The sequence below is a fragment of the Pseudomonas sp. FH4 genome (assembly GCF_000510915.2).
GTDB lineage: Bacteria > Pseudomonadota > Gammaproteobacteria > Pseudomonadales > Pseudomonadaceae > Aquipseudomonas > Aquipseudomonas brenneri.
In genome coordinates this window covers 213,144-230,736 of sequence record NZ_AOHN01000005.1, presented here as the reverse complement: position 1 = coordinate 230,736, position 17,593 = coordinate 213,144, and the positions used below count along the sequence as shown (strand labels likewise).

Here is a 17,593-nt window from a genome sequence, read left to right as displayed (position 1 = left end):
GGATCGACCATCAGGTGAAGATCCGCGGTTTCCGTATCGAACTGGGTGAGATCGAAGCGCGCTTGCTGGAGCAGGTCAGTGTCGTCGAGGCTGTGGTGGTTGCCGTTCCCGGCCCCACCGGGCCGCGCCTGGTAGGTTATGTGGTTCCTCAGGACCGCTTGTTGCTGGCGGCCGAACAGTCGCGCCAGGCGGATTTCGTCAGCCAGTTGAGCGAGCAATTAAGCATCCACCTGGCCGACTACATGGTGCCATCCTCCCTGGTACTGCTTGAGCGTATGCCGTTGACCCCCAACGGCAAGCTGGACCGCAAGGCGCTGCCAGTGCCGGATCAGGCACTGGCCCAACAGGCTTTCGTCGCGCCAGGCAGTGAGGTCGAACGTATCCTGGCCGATATCTGGCAAGACGTGCTGGGGCTCCGTCAGGTCGGTGTAACGGATAACTTCTTTGCCTTGGGTGGCGACTCCATCAGCTCGATCCAGGTAGTCAGCCGTGCCCGTCAGGCCGGCCTTGAGTTGAGCCCAAGGGATATTTTCCAGCACCGTAGCATCGAGGTCCTGGCCCGGCATATCCGTTGGGCGGTACCGTCGGTTGCTGCTGATAACACACTCAGCGAACAACCGTTGCATGGGCTCAACGATGAGCAGTTGCACAGCCTGGGGCTGCCTTTGGCGCGGGTCGAGCATCTGTATCCCTTGTCGCCAATGCAGCAGGGTATGTTGTTCCTGGGTCTGAACGCGCCAGATGCCGAGCTCTACATCAACCAGTTGAGCATTGCGGTGCAGGGCCTGGATGTGGAGCGCTTCAAACGCGCCTGGGGTGCGGCCTGCGAGCGCCATGCCATATTGCGCACCGGCTTTGTCTGGCAAGGCCTGGAGCAACCGCTGCAATTTGTCATGGACAGTCTTGAGTTGCCATTGGTCGAGTTGGACCTGCAAGGTGCCCACGACTTGCCCCAACGCCTGGAGCAACTGGCCCGCGATGAGCGTGAGCGCGGGTTCGATCTGGAGCGCCCGCCGTTGCAGCGCATTGTCCTGGCCCGTCTGGGTGCGGACAGCTACCAGATGGTCTGGACCTATCACCACTTGCTGATCGACGGCTGGAGCGTGTCGCAACTGTTGGGCGAAATCTTGCAGCACTACTCGGGCGTAGCGTTGCCGGAGCCTGTGGCTTATCGCAATTACATCGCGTGGCTGCGCCAGCAAGACCCGCAGGCCAGCCAGGCGTTCTGGAGCCAGCAGTTGGTACGCCTGGACGAGCCGACCTACCTGGCCAATGCGTTTGCAGGCAAGCAGCGCGGCCAAGGCCATCATGCGCTTTACAGCCGGCTGGGTGAGGCTGCGACCGAGCGTTTGAAGGGGTTTGCGCAAACCCAGCACGTCACGCTCAATACCCTGGTGCAAGCCGCTTGGCTGATGTTGCTCAGTCGCTACAGTGGCCAGAGCAGCGTGGCTTTCGGCGCCACTGTCGCCGGGCGTCCTGCGCAACTGGCCGATTCCGAACGCATGCTGGGGTTGTTCATCAACACCTTGCCCGTGATTCAAGTGATCGACCCGTCGCGTCAACTGGGGGACTGGTTACGCGACATTCAGGATTACAACCTGCAACTGCGTGAGCGCGAATACACGCCGTTGTCCGATGTTCAGCGCTGGGCCGGGCAGAGTGGCCAGGCCTTGTTCGACAGCATTATCGTGTTCGAAAACCATCCGGTCGATCAGGCCCTCAACGCGGTCAACGATCCACTGCTGCGCTTTGGCGATACCGGCAGTTATGGACGCACTAACATTCCGATGGACCTGATGGTGACGCTTGAGGACGGCTTGGTCATCGAGTACATGTATTTGCAGGAGCATTTCGACGAAGCCTCGGTACAGAGTATTCGCCGCAACATGGAAGGGCTGCTGGAACAACTGGCCAGCAATGCGCATCAGCCTTTGGGCAATATCGGTCTGCCTGAGGCTCTGGCTGGTGAGGTGCAGCCAGCCGAGCCTGAATTCGATGGCCTGTATGTTCACCAGCGCATTGCCCAGTATGCCGCTCGTACACCGCAGCAGCCCGCGGTGCTGTTTGGTGAGACGGTGTATTCCTACGCCGAACTGGACGCAGCCGCCAACCGCCTGGCTCACCTCTTGGTCGCCGAAGGCGTGGGGCCGGAAGTGCGAGTGGGCGTGGCCATGCCACGCGGCCAGTCGTTGATCGTGGCCTTGCTTGCCGTGTTTAAAGCCGGTGGCGCTTATGTGCCGCTGGACACCGGCTATCCAAAGGACCGTCTGACCTACTTGATGGAAGACTCAGGGATTGCCTTGCTGCTTACCGACACCTCGTTGCGCGAGACATTACCGGCGTTGGCGCACGTGCGCGTGCTGGAACTCGATCAATTGGACCTCGCTGACCAGCCCGTGACAGACCCACAGGTGCGGTTGCAAGCGCAAAACCTGGCCTACGTGATCTACACCTCGGGATCCACCGGCCTGCCCAAAGGCGTGGCAGTGGCACATGGTCCGCTGGCCATGCATTGCCGGGCGATTGGCGAGCGTTACACCATGAGCCCTGAGGACTGCGAATTGCTGTTTATGTCCTTTGCCTTCGACGGTGCCCATGAGCGTTGGCTGACCACGCTGACTCACGGTGGGCGCCTGCTGATTCGCGATGACAACCTGTGGACGCCGGAACAGACCTTTGAAGCCTTGCACCAGCATGGCGTAACAGTCGCGGCGTTCCCGCCGGTTTATCTGCAACAGTTGGCCGAGCACGCCGAGCGTGAAGGTAACCCACCGGCGGTGCGTATCTACTGCTTTGGTGGTGATGCGGTACCGCAAGCCAGCCTGGCGCTGGCGCAACGCGCCTTGCAGCCCCAGTTCATCATTAACGGCTACGGCCCGACCGAAACCGTGGTCACTCCGTTGATCTGGAAGGCGGGGCCAGACGACACCTGCGGCGCGGCTTACGCGCCGATTGGCAGCAAGGTCGGTGCGCGCAGCACCTATGTACTGGACAGCGACCTGAACCCATTGCCCAAAGGCGCTGCGGGTGAGTTGTACCTGGGCGGCTATGGCATGGCCCGGGGTTACCTGGACCGTGCGGGGCTGACGGCCGAGCGTTTTGTCCTCGATCCGTTCAGCCTCGACGGTGGGCGCTTGTACCGCACCGGTGACCTGGTGCGCGAACGCCAGGATGGCGTCTTCGATTATCTGGGGCGTATCGACAATCAGGTGAAAATCCGTGGATTTCGTATCGAACTGGGCGAAATCGAATCGCGCCTCAAGGGCTGTGCCGGGGTGCGGGATGCCGTGGTGGTCGCCCGCGAGGGTGGCAGCGGCAAGCAATTGGTCGGGTATGTGGTGGCCCAGGACAGTGGCGTTGACAGCGGCTGGTGCGACCGCCTGCGCGAACAACTGAGAGGCGAGTTGCCGGACTACATGGTGCCCGCGCACTTGATGGTGCTGGAGCGTATGCCGTTGACCCCCAATGGCAAGCTCGACCGCAAAGGCCTGCCAGACCCTGATGTCAATCAACAGCAGCGCGGTTATGTAGCACCGCGTACCGAGTTGGAGAAAGCCCTGGCGCAGATCTGGCAGACCGTGCTCAAGGTCGAGAAGGTCGGGCTGGGCGACAACTTCTTCGAGCTGGGTGGTGATTCGATCCTAAGCCTGCAAGTCGTGGCCAAGGCGCGCGCGCTGAAGGTGCATGGCTTCAGTCTGAAACTGCGTGACCTGATGCAAAAACCGACGATTGGCGAACTGACCGGCAGTGGTGAAGCACCGGCGCTTGCGGCAAAACCTGTGTCGATACTGACGATGAATCAAGGTGAGACTGAGCTGGCCCCCTTGTTCTGTGTACACGCAGGGTTTGGCACGGTATTCGATTACGAGCCCGTAGCGCGGCTGTTAGCCGGGCGCCGCTCGGTGCAGGCGATTCAGTGCCGGATGCTGCTTGACGCCAACTGGCAGGACTCGTCGCTGGAGCGCATGGCCGTGGATTACGTCGATGACCTGCGCGCCCGACAACCCCATGGACCATACCATTTGCTGGGCTGGTCCCTGGGCGGGACGCTGGCGATATTGATGACGGCAGAGCTGGAGCGTCAGGGCCAGCAGGTCGAGTTCCTTGGTCTGATGGACAGTTTCGTTCCGGGCACCGAGCCTGCTGGCGAGATGGATGACGGCCTGGAGGATCTGCACTCGTTTATCCAGGTGATGATGCCTGGCGTGCAGGCGATACTGCCGGTCACCCTGGATGAAACCCCGGCGGGCTTGCATCAACTGTTCGCTGGCTTGCTGGCGCAGCAGACGGTCGCTGTGGGCTCGCTGTCCCAGGTGTTGGGGGCGGATGAGCTGGGGCATATCTTCAGCGTGGCTCGGCGTCTCAAGCGTTTGTCCCTGGCGCTGACCCGTTGCCCGCAGATTCAGGCAGCACCTCATTGCTGGTGGGCCGCAGGCCATGAAGCGGCTGCCCAGGCACTAGGCCTGCAACTGGGCCAGGACGCTGCCGGGCCGAGCTTGCCTTGCGGGCACTTCGAAGTCCCTCGCAATTCACGTTTCCTTGAAAGCCTGGATCAGGCACTTACCCGGTTGCTGACCCCCATCAGCGCTTGAACCTGAACCTGGCCGGGCGAATCGCCCGGCCAGCATGGAGTTGTTTCATGTCGTTAAACCCTGATATTGCTGCATTTCTTGAACTGGTCGGTGCCGGTCGTGACAGCGGCAAGCGCACGGCCATGCATCAGTTGACCCCACAAGCCGCTCGTGAACAGTTTGATCAATCCTCCCAGTTGATGATGGCTGACTGCGAGGAGCTGCCACGGGTTGAAACCCTGTCGATTGCGGTACGTGATGGCAACCGCCTGGAGGCGCGTTTGTACAGCGCTACGCCGCCAGGCTCGACCCGTGCCGCACTGTTGTATTTTCATGGTGGTGGCTATGTGGTTGGCAGTCTCGACTCACACGATGCGCTGTGCCGCTCGTTGGCGGCCCGGGCCGGTTGTGTGGTGATTTCCGTGGGTTATCGACTGGCTCCGGAGTGGGTGTTTCCCACGGCGGTTCACGATGCACAGGATGCATGGCACTGGTTGGTACAGGAGGCTGGTGCCCTGGGTATCGATCCGGCGCGTCTGGCCGTAGCCGGCGACAGTGTTGGCGCCAGCCTGGCCACGGTGCTTTGCAACCAGTTGGCGGCTGATGGGCGCCAGGTCCAGCCGTGCTTGCAGGTGTTGATCTATCCGGTGACCGATGCGAGCCGCCCGACAGCTTCGTTGGAGCGTTATGGCTCGGGTTATCTGTTGGAGAAGGACACGTTGAGCTGGTTCTACCAGCATTACGCTGGCGAGCACAGTGATCGTCTGGACCCGCGTTTTTCACCGCTATTGGCGCAGGTTGCGCCTAACGTGGCGCCGGTGTTGCTGGCGGTGGCTGAGTGCGATCCGTTGCACGACGAAGGGGTGGCGTATGGCGCCCATTTGAAACAGGCCGGCGTGGCGGTTGATGTAAAGGTTTATGCGGGTATGACCCATGACTTTATGCGTATGGGGGCGATTATCGACGAGGCTGAAGAGGCTCTGGAGTGGATCGCCGAATCGTTACGGGTGGCTTTCGCGCGCCACTGATTGAGTACGGGACTCCCTGGCAGGAGCCGGCAAGCCGGCGCCTACAGTGCCTGCCAGCCGCCTCCCAGTGCCTTGTACAGGGCAATGCTTGCCCCCAGTCGCGCCTGACGCAGTTGCACATTCAGGTCCTGGGCGGCATACAGTGTGCGCTGGGTCTCCAAGACCGTCAGCAAGTCTTCTGCGCCGGCCTCATAGCGGCTCTGGGCGATGCGAAAAGCGGTGAGCGCCTCACTCAACTCCTCGTGCTGCCACTGGCGCTGTTCGTCCAGCCGGCGAATGCTGCTCAGGGCTTTTTCCACGTCGGCGAAGCCATTGATGATCGCTGTGCGATAGGTGTGCAGCAGCTCATCCTGGCGCGCAGTGGCCTTGTCGCGTCCGGCGCTGAGGCGGCCATTGTTGAAAATCGGCGCGATCAGCCCGCCCGCGAGGTTGTAGAACGGGTTGCGCAACATATCGGCCGCCCGGTTGGCACCAGAGCCAAGGTTGGCGGTCAGGGTGAGGGTGGGCAGCATGGCGGCGCGGGCGACGATGATGTCGGCCTGGGCAGCAGCCAGTTGTGCCTCGGCACTGGCAACGTCCGGGCGGCGGCTGAGCAGGTCGCTGGGCACTCCGGCGGTAATGTTTGGCCAGCGCAGTTGGTCAAAGGGTTGATCTGTGAACCGCAGGGTCTGCACGGGTTGGCCGAGCAGGGCCGCCAGACTGATTCGGGTTTCTTCGGCGCGTTGGCGCACTTGCGGCAGTTGCCGTTGCTGTGCGGCCACCAGGCTCTTTTGCTGCGCCAGCTCCAGGAGGGTGGCAGAGCCGGCGTCATGGCGGGTCTGTACCAGTTTGAGGACGCTCTGTGCATTGCCCAGGTTCAATTCGGCGATGCGTTGTTGTTCATGCAACGCCAGTAATTGGGTGTAGGCCATGGCGACGCCGCTGAGCAGGGTCAGTTCTACCGTGGCGCGATCGAATTCGCTGGCGCGCACTGCCAGCTCCGCACTGTCGCGTGCGGCACGCTTGCCGCCCCAGAAGTCGATTTCGTAGGTGGCGGTGAGGTTCGCGCTGAAGGAGTCCACTGTGTCTTTGTTGCTATTGCTATCTTGTTGGCTATTGCCCGTGCCGCGCAGCTGTTTCTGCCGGCTGGCGTTGAGTCCACCCTTGAGCTCGGGCAGCAGTGGTGCGCCGGCGACAACGGCGTCGGCCTGGGCCTGGCGTACTCGGGCCACGGCACTAGCCAGGTCATGGCTCCCGCTACGGGCCTGTTCGATCAGTTGGTTGAGTTGCGGGCTGGCGAAGGCCGTCCACCATTGCCGGTTGATGTGCAGGGCGTTGGCCTGGCTTGCCGTGTCCCAGGTGGCAGGTACTTGCAGGCCGCTGTCCGGCCGCTGCGCCGAGCTGCTGCACGCGGCCAGCAGCAGGCTGGCGGCGATGAGGGTCAAGTGCGCTTTCATAGGGCGATCATTCACTGGTAAGGGCCGTGACCGGGTCGAGCCGGGCTGCTTTGCGGGCCGGCATAAAGCCGAAGATGACGCCGGTGACCAGCGCGCAAGCGAAGGCGCCGAGGGCGGCGGGCAAGGAGAAAGCGACGGCCACGCTGCTGAGGATCAGCCCGCCGCCGACCAGCAGGGCCAGGCCGATCCCGGCCACCCCGCCGACCACTGTGAGCATCACCGCTTCGGTGAGGAACTGACGCAGGATGTCCCGCTGCCGCGCACCGGTGGCCATGCGGATGCCGATTTCCCGGGTGCGTTCGCGTACGGTCATCAGCATGATATTCATCACGCCGATGCCGCCCACCAGCAGCGAGATGGCGGCAATCGAGCCGAGCATCAGCGACAGGGTGTTCTGGGTTCGTGCTTCGGCCTGGATCATTGCAGCGTTGTTGGTCAGTTCAAAATCACGCTTGCCGTTGTGCAGGCGCAGCAGCAGCTGGTCGATGGCTTTTTCGGCCTCGTGTACCTTGCGCGCATCGGCGGCGGCAATCACCACGTACTCGGGGTTGTAGCTGCCAAACAGGCGAATACTCGCAGCGGAGTAGGGGATGGCGACACGGTCGTCGCTGTCCTTGTCGCCGGAGCTGGCACCTTTTTCGGCGAGCACGCCGATCACCTGGAAGGGCACGTTTTCGATCAGGATGTACTGGCCGATGGGGCTGGGCAGATCCTTGAACAGCTTGTCGCGCACCCGTTTGCCAATCACCGCGACGGTCGCGGCGGCGCGTTCGTCCGCTTCGGTGAAGTAGCTGCCCTCGACCACCGGCCAATTGAAAATCGCCGGGAAGTTGGTGTCGTTGCCGCCGACATAGGCCATGTGGTCGACATTGCCGAAACGCACCCCGGCCTCCGCGCCATTGACCGGCATGATGCGCTTGACCTGGGGCAGGGCGGCCATGGCGGTGACGTCGTTCATGGTGATAATGCCGGGCGGTGTGCGCGGGTTGGGCGCCGAGCCGCTGACGTAGAGAATGTTCGAGCCAAAGGCGCCCATCTGCGCCATGACCTGGCGTTTGCTGCCTTCGCCCACGGCGAGCATTACCACCACCGAGGCCACGCCGATAATGATCCCCAGCAGGGTCAGGGCCGTGCGGAAGCGGTTGATCCACATGACCCGCCAGGCCGCTTGCACCGCGTCCAGCAGTTCGGCTTTCCAGGCGCCATTGTGCTCGGCGCCGTCGGCCAGGCGTTGGCGCAGGTCTACCGCTTGCAGGGCCTTGGGGTTGGCTTCCGTGGCTGGCTGGTTGCCGGGGTTCGGGGTGTCGCTGATGATCAGGCCGTCGCGGATCTCGATGATGCGCTTGGCCCTGGCTGCCACTTCGCGGTCGTGGGTGATCAGGATCACCACGTGACCCTGGCTGGCCAATTCGTCGAGCAGGGTCATGACCTCGGCGCCGCTATGGCTGTCGAGGGCGCCGGTGGGTTCGTCGGCAAGAATGATATGCCCGCCATTCATCAGGGCGCGGGCAATCGACACCCGTTGCTGCTGGCCCCCAGACAGTTGGTGCGGACGGTTGCCGGTGCGCTCGGCCAGCCCCAGCCGGGTAAGCAGGGCGGCGGCGCGGGCGTGGCGTTCGGCGGCCGGCGTACCGGCATAGATCGCCGGCATCTCGACGTTTTCCTGGGCCGAGCCGGACGGGATCAGGTGATAGCCCTGGAACACAAAGCCAAAGGCCTCGCGGCGTAGCCAGGCCAGTTCGTCGGTGTCCAGTTGGGCGACGTTCTCCCCGGCGAACAGGTATTGGCCGACGGTAGGGCGGTCGAGGCAACCGAGGATGTTCATCAAGGTCGACTTGCCGGAGCCGGAGGCCCCGACAATCGCCACGAATTCTCCGGCATGGATCGACAGGTCGATCCCGCGCAGCACGTCGACCTGGGGCGCATCACCGCCACCGTAGGATTTGCGGATGTCCCGAAGTTCGATCAGCGGCGTCAACATTCAGCCTCCGCTGCTTTGGGCGGGGCCGATCAGCAGGTGATCGCCTTCGTTGAGGCCGTCGAGGATCTGGATGCGCAGGCGGTCACTGATACCGACCCGCACCTCACGGTCCTCGATGCTGCCGTCCTTGGCCACCACGCGGGCCAGTTGCATGTCGGGGCGGGTGCCGCCTTGCAGGGCTGCGACCGGCGCGGTCAGGGTATCGGTGGCGCGGCTGGCGACGAAAAACACCTGGGCGGTCATTTCCGCCATCAACGCGTTATCGGCATTGTCGACATCCAGCAGCACGGTGTAGAGCACCACGCGGCCACTGCCACTCTTGCTGGAACTGCTGGGGCTGCCGCCGCCCTGGCTGGTTTCGTTCAGCGGTTTGGGGGGCACCGGCAGGATCTGGCGCACGGTACTGGTCCAGCGCCGTGCGCCACCGCTCAGGGTGGTGAAATACGCCTGCATGCCGGGTTTGACATGGCCGATATCGGCTTCCGAGACTTCCGCCCAGACGGTCATGGGCGACAGGTTGGCGATCCGCAGGATCAGCGGTGTCTGTTGCTGGCTGTTGAGGGTCTGGCCTTCGCGGGCATCCACGGCCACCACCGTGCCGGAAATCGGCGCATAGATGCGCGTGTAGCCAAGCTCGGCCTGGTCGACCCGCAAGCTGGCCTGGGCCTGGCTGATCTGGGCCTTGAACATGTCGATGCGCGCTTGGGTCGCATCCAGTTCGGCCTGGGCGGTCTGTACGTCTTCATCGCGGGTGGCGCCACCGGCGGCCAGGCGTTGCTGGCGCTGGTACTTTTGCCGCGCCAGGCGGTTTTGCGCGTGCTGCTCTTGCAGTTGTGCCTGCAGGTTGGCGACGGAGTAGCGGGTGGCGTCGAGTTTGGCTTGTTGGGTGGCGGGGTCTATCTCCACCAGCAGGTCGCCTTCCTTGACCTGGGCGCCGGCTTCAACGTGAATCTTGCGGATCTGCCCGGATGCCTGGGCACCGACATCGACGTAGCGTCGTGGCTGCAGTGTGCCGAGGGCGGTCACGCTGCTTTCGATATCGCCCCGGTGTACTTGCAGGGTGGCAAATTTATCCCGGCCGGGCGGGATCAGTTGCCAGGCGGCGAAGGCGGCCACCGGGATCAGGCAAAGTGCTACCAGCAGAGCGCGCCGGGTGTGTCGGGGACGGTTCATGCACGGGTTCCAGCCAGGAAAGTTCGGACCGCACAAGCGTCTGCTGGGGGGGGCAGAGGCGGGTGCAGGAAGCTGTCAGGTAAACGAGGTATTTGCCCAGAAATTTAAGCGCTTACATATGCCGTTACAGCTAGGCGAAAGGCCAGTATCTGCTCACCCAGGCACGCCTTATGTAAATCTACATGAGAATTACTATAAATTAGACGGCCTCAAACTGCCATCATTGCATTGTCAGGGCAGCCGGCTCCGCGCATGCGGGGGTGAATCCTGTGCACGCCTTAAATTTTTTTTCACTGTCCTCGTTTCCTATCAACACAGGGCCTGTTGTTCAGCAGGCCGCCCAGGCTTTCCGCCCCACTGCCACGGGGCTTATCCAGAGGACACTGGAATGACACAGGCAATTGCATCGCCCGCGGTTCACGACCTGATCGGTATTGGTTTCGGTCCTTCGAACCTGGCGCTGGCCATCGCCCTGCAAGAGCGCGAGAAAGCCCAGGGCAAGCTCGATGTGCTGTTTCTCGACAAACAGGCCGACTACCGTTGGCACGGCAATACCCTGGTGAGCCAGAGTGAATTGCAGATTTCTTTCCTCAAGGACCTGGTGACCCTGCGCAACCCCACCAGCCCTTATTCGTTCGTCAACTATCTCAAGGCCCACGGGCGCCTGGTGGACTTTATCAACCTGGGCACGTTCTACCCATGCCGCATGGAGTACAACGACTACCTGCGCTGGGTCGCCGGGCAATTTACCGAGCAAAGCCGCTATGGTGAGGAAGTGCTGGCCATCGAGCCGATCCTGCATCAGCAGCAGGTCGAGGCACTGCGGGTAATCTCCCGCGATGCCCAGGGCGAGCAACTGGTGCGCACCGCGCGCTCGGTGGTGGTCAGTGCCGGTGGTACGCCACGGATTCCCGAAGCGTTCAAGGCGCTCAAGGATGACGGCCGGGTGTTCCACCATTCCCAGTACCTGGCGCGCATGGCCCAGCAGCCGTGCGTGGAGGGTAAGCCGATGCGCATTGCGATCATCGGCGGAGGGCAGAGCGCGGCCGAGGCGTTTATTGATCTGAATGACAGCTTCCCCTCGGTGCAGGTGGATATCATTCTGCGCGGCTCGGCCCTCAAGCCGGCCGATGACAGCCCGTTCGTCAATGAAGTGTTCTCCCCGGAATTCACTGACCTGGTGTTCCAACAGCCCAGCAGCGAGCGCGAACGCCTGGTCAACGAGTACCACAACACCAACTATTCGGTGGTGGACCTGGACCTGATCGAGCGTATCTACGGGATCTTCTACCGCCAGAAAGTCTCCGGCATCGCCCGTCACGCATTCCGCACCCTGACCACCGTGGAAAAAGCCAGCGCCGGGCCCCTGGGCATCGAGTTGGTAGTACGCCATAACGCCACGGGTGAAACCGTGATCAACCACTACGACGCCGTCGTGTTGGCCACCGGTTATGAGCGCCAGATGCATCGCCAGTTGCTGGCGCCGCTCGAAGCCTATATGGGTGACTTTGAAGTGAGCCGCGACTACCGCGTGGTCACCGACGAGCGCTGCAAGGCGGGCATCTACATGCAGGGCTTCAGCCAGGCCAGCCATGGCTTGAGCGATACGTTGCTGTCGATCCTGCCGATTCGCGCCGATGAGATTGCCGCGTCGCTGCATGAACATGATCGACGCCTGGGCCAGGGGCGCTCGGTGCGTGATTTGTTGCTGGCAACCGCGAGCTGATACTGGCGACCGATCGCTCCCGCTCCCGCGGGGCGATTGCTGGCTGAACCTTGGCTGAAGAACTTGCCGATTCGCCGTCCTGTCACTTTCCTCCCTCAGACTGCGGGCGTAAGCTGCGCCGGTTTTCATCCATAGCGCAGACTTTCGTGAACAGACTTTCGAGTGACAGTTGTCGACCAGGCTTGGCCAGCTGACGCGCATCTCCATGCCGTTGCCTCGCCGATAAAGCGAGAAGCGGTATTTCGGTGGCGAACCATTCTGGTTCCTGCCTTATCCCCCTTTTTTCGACGCGGATCCTGCGGGCAGACAAAGGGAGATTCATCATGCAAGCCCTCAATAACATCAATCTTGATTCCTTGATCGACACCGTGGTCAGCCTCAGCGCGGCCTTTATTCTGGGTGGACTGATCGGCTTTGAGCGTCAGTTCCGCCAGCGCACGGCGGGGCTGCGCACCAACGTGCTGGTGGCAGTGGGGGCGGCGATCTTTGTCGACATGGCCAACCGCCTGGCGGGGGCCGAAGGTGCCGTACGGGTGGTGGCGTACGTGGTATCCGGCATTGGCTTTCTCGGCGCCGGGGTAATCATGCGCGAGGAGGGCAATGTACGTGGGCTCAATACCGCAGCCACACTGTGGACTTCTGCGGCGGTGGGTGCGTGTGCCGGTGCCGACCTGATCCTCGAAGCGTTCCTGGGCACGATGTTTGTGCTGGCGGCCAATACGTTGCTGCGACCGATCGTCAACAACATCAACCGCCAACCCCTGGACGTGGTGTCCGCCGAGGTCACCAATATCCTCTATGTGATCACCCGGCGTACCCAGCAGCAGGCCGTGATGGCCTTGCTGGAGTCGGAACTGGCGCGTTGCAACTACCCGGCCAGCGATGTCGACGTACGGCCCTTTGGCAGTGAAGAAGTGGAGATCGAGGCCACGCTGGCGGCCAACTCGGTCGATGGTGACGAACTGGATGCCCTGGTAGCGCGGGTCTCCCAATCGGCGCTGGTGGTGCAGGCCTTCTGGAGTCCTAGCACCACCGATTGATGACCCCTTGCCTGGCCCCAAAAAAGCCGCCTCCCGTCCAGGGTGGCGGCTTTTTTTTGCTGTATTTGACTATGACTTTGCGAGGAATAATCCTACATACATGCCGGATTTTCCCTTCGGTCGAAACATCATTGCGTTGTTAATGTTGCGCCGTTGCACCTAACCAAAGTCCGTTGAAACGTTCTGTGTAGATTGTGCCGTTTGTCCGAACTGGTACTTCTCACAGGTACAGGGGTTTCGTGTGATGTGTAAGGGTATTGGTGCCTCTTGGCCGCCAATGAAGCAACTAACTAGTCGTGGTGTCTTCCCAGGGAGTCGCATGAGCAAAGCGTTAATCGTGGATGATCATCCGTTCATTCGAGCAACCGTTAAATACCTGTTGCGCCAGGAGGGCTTCGAGACGATTTTCGAGGCCGCCAATGGTGCCGATGCCTTACAGATTGCCAGGGAGGAGCGACCCGATCTGGTCATTCTGGACTTGGCGATGCCCAAACTGGGCGGGCTGGAGGTCATCAGCCGGATCAAGGCATTGGGCCTGCCCTGCAAAATCCTGGTGCTGACCTCCTATCTGGCGGTGTTCTTCTCGACGCGCTGCATGCGCGCCGGAGCGATGGGGTTTGTCGCGAAAACCGGTGAGCTGGATGAGCTGCAAAAAGCCATCAAGGCCGTCATGTCCAACTACAGTTGCTTCCCCAGTCTGCCGACCAGTTCGGTGCGCAAGGACGACTTGCAGACCACGGAACAGCAACTGGTAGAAGCGCTTTCCGACCGCGAACTGATGGTCCTGCAAAAGCTGGCACTGGGCCTGGGCAACAATGAAATCGCCAAGGACATGCTGTTGAGTCACAAGACCATCAGTACTTACAAGACCCGGTTAAAGGAGAAGCTGCGCATGTCTTCGGTGGTGCACTTATCCAAGTTCGCCCAGCGCAATCATTTGATCTGATATGTCGACAGTTCTGGGCAAGTGGCTCGCAGCCTTCTGGCTCGCGGGCCTGTCACTCACCGTCAACGTGGCTCTGGGAGAGCCACAACCCTTGCATTTGCTGGGGCATTCAAGCCTTGATGCTGCGCAGGTGCACCTCAATGAAGCGGACTGGCGCTGGCTACGCGAGCGCCGCACGCTGATAATGGGCGTTTCCGCCCCCGATTATGCCCCCTTCGACCTGACGAACAACAACGACGATCTAGAAGGGATCACCGCCGATTATGCAGCGTTGATCGCTCAGGTGTTGAACGTCACGATCCAGGTGCAGCGCTACGAGCATCGGGACGAAGTCATCGCGGCCCTCAAGCGCGGGGACGTGGACTTCCTGGGTACGGCCAATGGCTACGAGGCGGCGGACCGGGAGCTAAGGCTTTCGCGCTCGTATGCCAACGACCAGCCGACCCTGGTGACGCGTGTCGATGACAGCCAGGCATTGAGTGCGGAGCTTGAGGGCAAGCGCCTGGCCATGCTCTATCACTATATGCAGCCCGAGATAGTCGCGGCTTATTACTCCGACGCCTCATTGCAGCTTTATTCGTCGACGATTGAGGCGATTGGCGCCGTAGCCTTTGGGCAGGCGGATGTTTATCTTGGCGATGCGATCAGTACCAACTATCTGATCAACAAAAACCACCTCAATAACGTGCGCATGGCTGATTTTTCCAGCCTGGAGGTCAACCCTTTTGCGTTCGCCGTTACCGGGAAAAATACCCGGTTACTGCGCATCATCAACGCTGGGCTGGCTGTGATCCCGGTCAATGAGCAAATGGAGATCCTGCGGCGTTGGAGCGCCGGCAACCTGGGGGTCGTTGGTCGTGAGCGTCTGCGCCTGAGCGCCAGTGAGCAGCGTTGGCTGGACAAACATCCGCGGGTCAAGGTGACGGCGCTGGACAAATTCATGCCATTGTCATTCTTCAACGATCGAGGGCAATTGCAGGGCTTGAGTGCCGAGATACTGGCTCAGGTCAGCTTGCGTACGGGGTTGAAGTTCGATGTGGTGCGTGGTAGTTCACTGCCTCGGCAAATCGAGCAGGTCAGCGAGGGGCGCGCGGACATGATCGCGTTCATCACGGCAAGCATGGCCAGGGAGGAAACGATCCGCTTTACCCGGCCGTACCTGAGCAACCCGTTCGTGTTGGTTACGCGCGATGATGAAAGCAACCCGGTCATCCTCGATGATATGGCGGGCAAGCGCCTGGCGGTCATCAGCCGCAGCGTGCAGCGGGAAATCATCAGCCGGGATTACCCCGCGATCGTGCTGGTAGACGTCGAAAGCTCTGCGCAGGCCATGGCGTTGGTCGCCAACGAGGGGGCAGATGCCTCGGTCAGCGCACTGATTATTGCGCGCTATATGATCGCCCATCAGTACCGTGACCGTCTGCGCATTACCAGTACGGTCGGCTCACAGCCGGCGCGAATATCCTTTGGCGTTGGTCGCGGCCAATTGGAGTTGTACTCGATCCTGGACAAGGCGCTTTTGAGCATCACCCCCCAGGAAATGGATGAGCTGACCAATCGCTGGCGTAGAGAGTTGGTGGTCGAGGACAGCTATTGGCTACGCCACCGCAACACGATTATCCAGGGGTTCTCGCTGGCCGCGGTGCTGTTGCTGATCACCCTGGGCTGGGCCATCTACCTGCGTAGCCTGATGCGCAAACGTGCACAAGCCGAGCGCGCCCTGAGCGACCAGATGCGCTTTATGAGCGTGTTGATCGACGGCACTCCGCACCCGATCTATGTGCGTGATCGCCTGGGCCGGTTGATGGCGTGCAACAGTGCCTATCTCAATGTGTTTGGCTTTCGGCTTGAAGACGTGATTGGCAAGACCGTGGTCGAGACCGACATAGGCAATCAGCCCCAGGCCCAGTCCTACCATGAAGACTACTTGCGTCTGATGGAGCGCGGAGAACCACAGATTCATGATCGTGTGCTCAAGGTGCCAGGGCGCGCGACCCTGACGATTTACCACTGGATGCTGCCGTACCGCGATGGGAACGAAAAGGTCGTGGGCATGATTGCCGGCTGGGTAGATGTCAGCGAACGCCAGCGCTTGCTGGGGCAATTGCAGGAGGCCAAGGAGGGGGCGGACGCGGCCAACCGTGCCAAGACTACCTTCCTGGCAACCATGAGCCATGAGATCCGCACGCCGATGAATGCAGTGATCGGCATGATTGAACTGGCGCTGAAAAATGCCGAACAGGGGCGTATCGACCATGACGCCCTGGCGGTGGCCTCCGACGCTTCACGTGGCATGCTGGAGTTGATCGGCGATATTCTCGACATCGCCCGGATCGAGTCCGGCCACTTGTCCCTGACCCTGGAGCCTTCGAACCTGCGCGAGCTGCTGGCCTCGGTAGCGCGCATCTTCGAAGGGCTGGCACGTACCAAGGGCCTGGCCTTGCAGGTGGAGCTGGACCCGTTGGTCGATCGCTATGTGTTGATCGATCCACTGCGTTTCAAACAGGTGGTTTCAAACCTGCTGAGCAATGCCATCAAGTTTACGGCCCAGGGCCATGTGCGCTTGAGTGCCAGTGGATCCCCCGCCGTTGCCAATGGCTACCTGAGCCTGCGGCTGGTGATAGAGGACAGTGGGGTGGGCATCAGCGTCGAGGACCAGATGCGTCTGTTCAACCCCTTTATTCAAGGGCGCAACACTGACCAGTCGGCGCGCAGTGGCTCGGGACTTGGGCTGGTGATCAGCCGCAGCCTGTGCGAAATGATGGGTGGCCAGCTGAAATTGAGCAGCGTGCTGGGGCAGGGCACGCGGGTGGAGGTCACACTGCCCCTGGCTGTGGCGGCCTCGGCCGGCGCACCTCCCGAGCCAGTTGCCCTGGAGGCACCGCCAGCCCATGTGTTGAATATCCTGATAGTGGACGACTATCCCGCCAACCGCCAATTGCTGACCCGCCAACTGAGTTTCCTGGGGCACCGGATCACCACCGCCAACGATGGCGTGCAGGGCCTGGAATGCTGGCGGGCCGAGCGCTTCGACGGGGTGATCACCGACTGCAATATGCCACTGAAAAATGGCTATGACCTGGCCCGGGAAATCCGTGCCGATGAGCGTGCCCGTGGCTTGGCGCCATGCCTGTTGCTGGGGTTTACCGCCAATGCCCAGCCGGAGGAAACCGAGCGTTGCCTGGCGGCGGGAATGGACGGATGCCTGTTCAAGCCCACAGGGCTGGAGGACTTGCATGCTGCGCTGGCGCCACGGACCGCCATGCCTTCGGTCAAGGCTGCAGAGGAGGTAGGCACGGTGCCGGAGGTGGACTTGAGCCGCCTGTTGAAATTGACCGGCTCCGATGTGGAGGCCATCAAGGAGTTGTTGGCGCAACTGCTCGACAGCCTCGCCGCAGACCGTACGCAACTGCTGTCCTTGCTGGCACAGCACGACTACGCCCAGTTGCACGACCTGGCCCATCGCACCAAGGGTGGGGCGCGGCTGGTCGAGGCCCAGGCATTGGTGAGTCACTGCGAAGCGCTGGAAGCTGCCTGTGAACAGCGCGACCCTGAAGCGTTGGACTCTGCGGTAACAGGTGTGCAGCAAGCGATTGATCAGTTGCATCAGGCCCTGACGGACTACTGCGATCATGCATAACGGTAGGATTTGGGAGAACTCCTACACGTCAGGGGAACTCCGCTGATTTTTT

Annotated in this window: 9 protein-coding genes; 6 read left to right on the top strand and 3 right to left on the bottom strand. The window is 61.6% G+C overall.

Annotated features, from left to right (window positions below; all coding sequences use genetic code 11):
• Positions 1-14 precede the first annotated feature (14 nt).
• Together H097_RS04065 and H097_RS04060 are read left to right on the top strand one after the other, a co-directional pair.
• Positions 15-4,592 carry a non-ribosomal peptide synthetase gene (locus H097_RS04065; RefSeq protein WP_206575968.1) on the top strand — a complete coding sequence of 1,526 codons (4,578 nt, stop codon included), beginning with the start codon at positions 15-17 and terminating at the stop codon, positions 4,590-4,592.
• 47 nt (positions 4,593-4,639) lie between these two features.
• Entirely contained in the window at positions 4,640-5,599 is a 960-nt protein-coding gene (locus H097_RS04060) for an alpha/beta hydrolase (RefSeq protein WP_032857539.1), read from the top strand.
• 41 nt (positions 5,600-5,640) lie between these two features.
• On the opposite strand, the gene H097_RS04055 is transcribed toward H097_RS04060, so the two are convergent.
• Genes H097_RS04055 through H097_RS04045 form a run of 3 tightly spaced genes read right to left on the bottom strand, consistent with a single transcriptional unit; the run spans position 5,641 to position 10,189 of the window.
• Positions 5,641-7,035 (bottom strand): efflux transporter outer membrane subunit, encoded by a 1,395-nt coding sequence (locus H097_RS04055; RefSeq protein WP_032857537.1) that lies wholly within the window; start codon positions 7,033-7,035, stop codon positions 5,641-5,643.
• A 7-nt stretch (positions 7,036-7,042) separates the two neighbouring features.
• A complete protein-coding gene (locus H097_RS04050) occupies positions 7,043-9,016 on the bottom strand; it encodes a MacB family efflux pump subunit (RefSeq protein ID WP_032857534.1) in 1,974 nt (657 codons plus the stop codon).
• Complete coding sequence (locus H097_RS04045; protein ID WP_032857532.1) at positions 9,017-10,189, bottom strand: efflux RND transporter periplasmic adaptor subunit; 1,173 nt, start codon at positions 10,187-10,189, stop codon at positions 9,017-9,019.
• 388 nt (positions 10,190-10,577) lie between these two features.
• Here H097_RS04045 and H097_RS04040 point away from each other — a divergent pair, with 388 nt between their 5' ends.
• From H097_RS04040 to H097_RS04020, 4 genes are all read left to right on the top strand, one after another.
• Positions 10,578-11,915, top strand: a complete 1,338-nt coding sequence (locus H097_RS04040; RefSeq protein WP_032857530.1) for a SidA/IucD/PvdA family monooxygenase — start codon at positions 10,578-10,580, stop codon at positions 11,913-11,915.
• A gap of 323 nt (positions 11,916-12,238) precedes the next feature.
• Positions 12,239-12,955 (top strand): MgtC/SapB family protein, encoded by a 717-nt coding sequence (locus tag H097_RS04030; RefSeq protein ID WP_032857526.1) that lies wholly within the window; start codon positions 12,239-12,241, stop codon positions 12,953-12,955.
• A 319-nt stretch (positions 12,956-13,274) separates the two neighbouring features.
• Positions 13,275-13,901 carry a response regulator transcription factor gene (locus H097_RS04025; protein ID WP_032857524.1) on the top strand — a complete coding sequence of 209 codons (627 nt, stop codon included), beginning with the start codon at positions 13,275-13,277 and terminating at the stop codon, positions 13,899-13,901.
• 1 nt (position 13,902) lies between these two features.
• Complete coding sequence (locus H097_RS04020) at positions 13,903-17,541, top strand: transporter substrate-binding domain-containing protein (protein WP_032857521.1); 3,639 nt, start codon at positions 13,903-13,905, stop codon at positions 17,539-17,541.
• Positions 17,542-17,593: the final 52 nt, after the last annotated feature.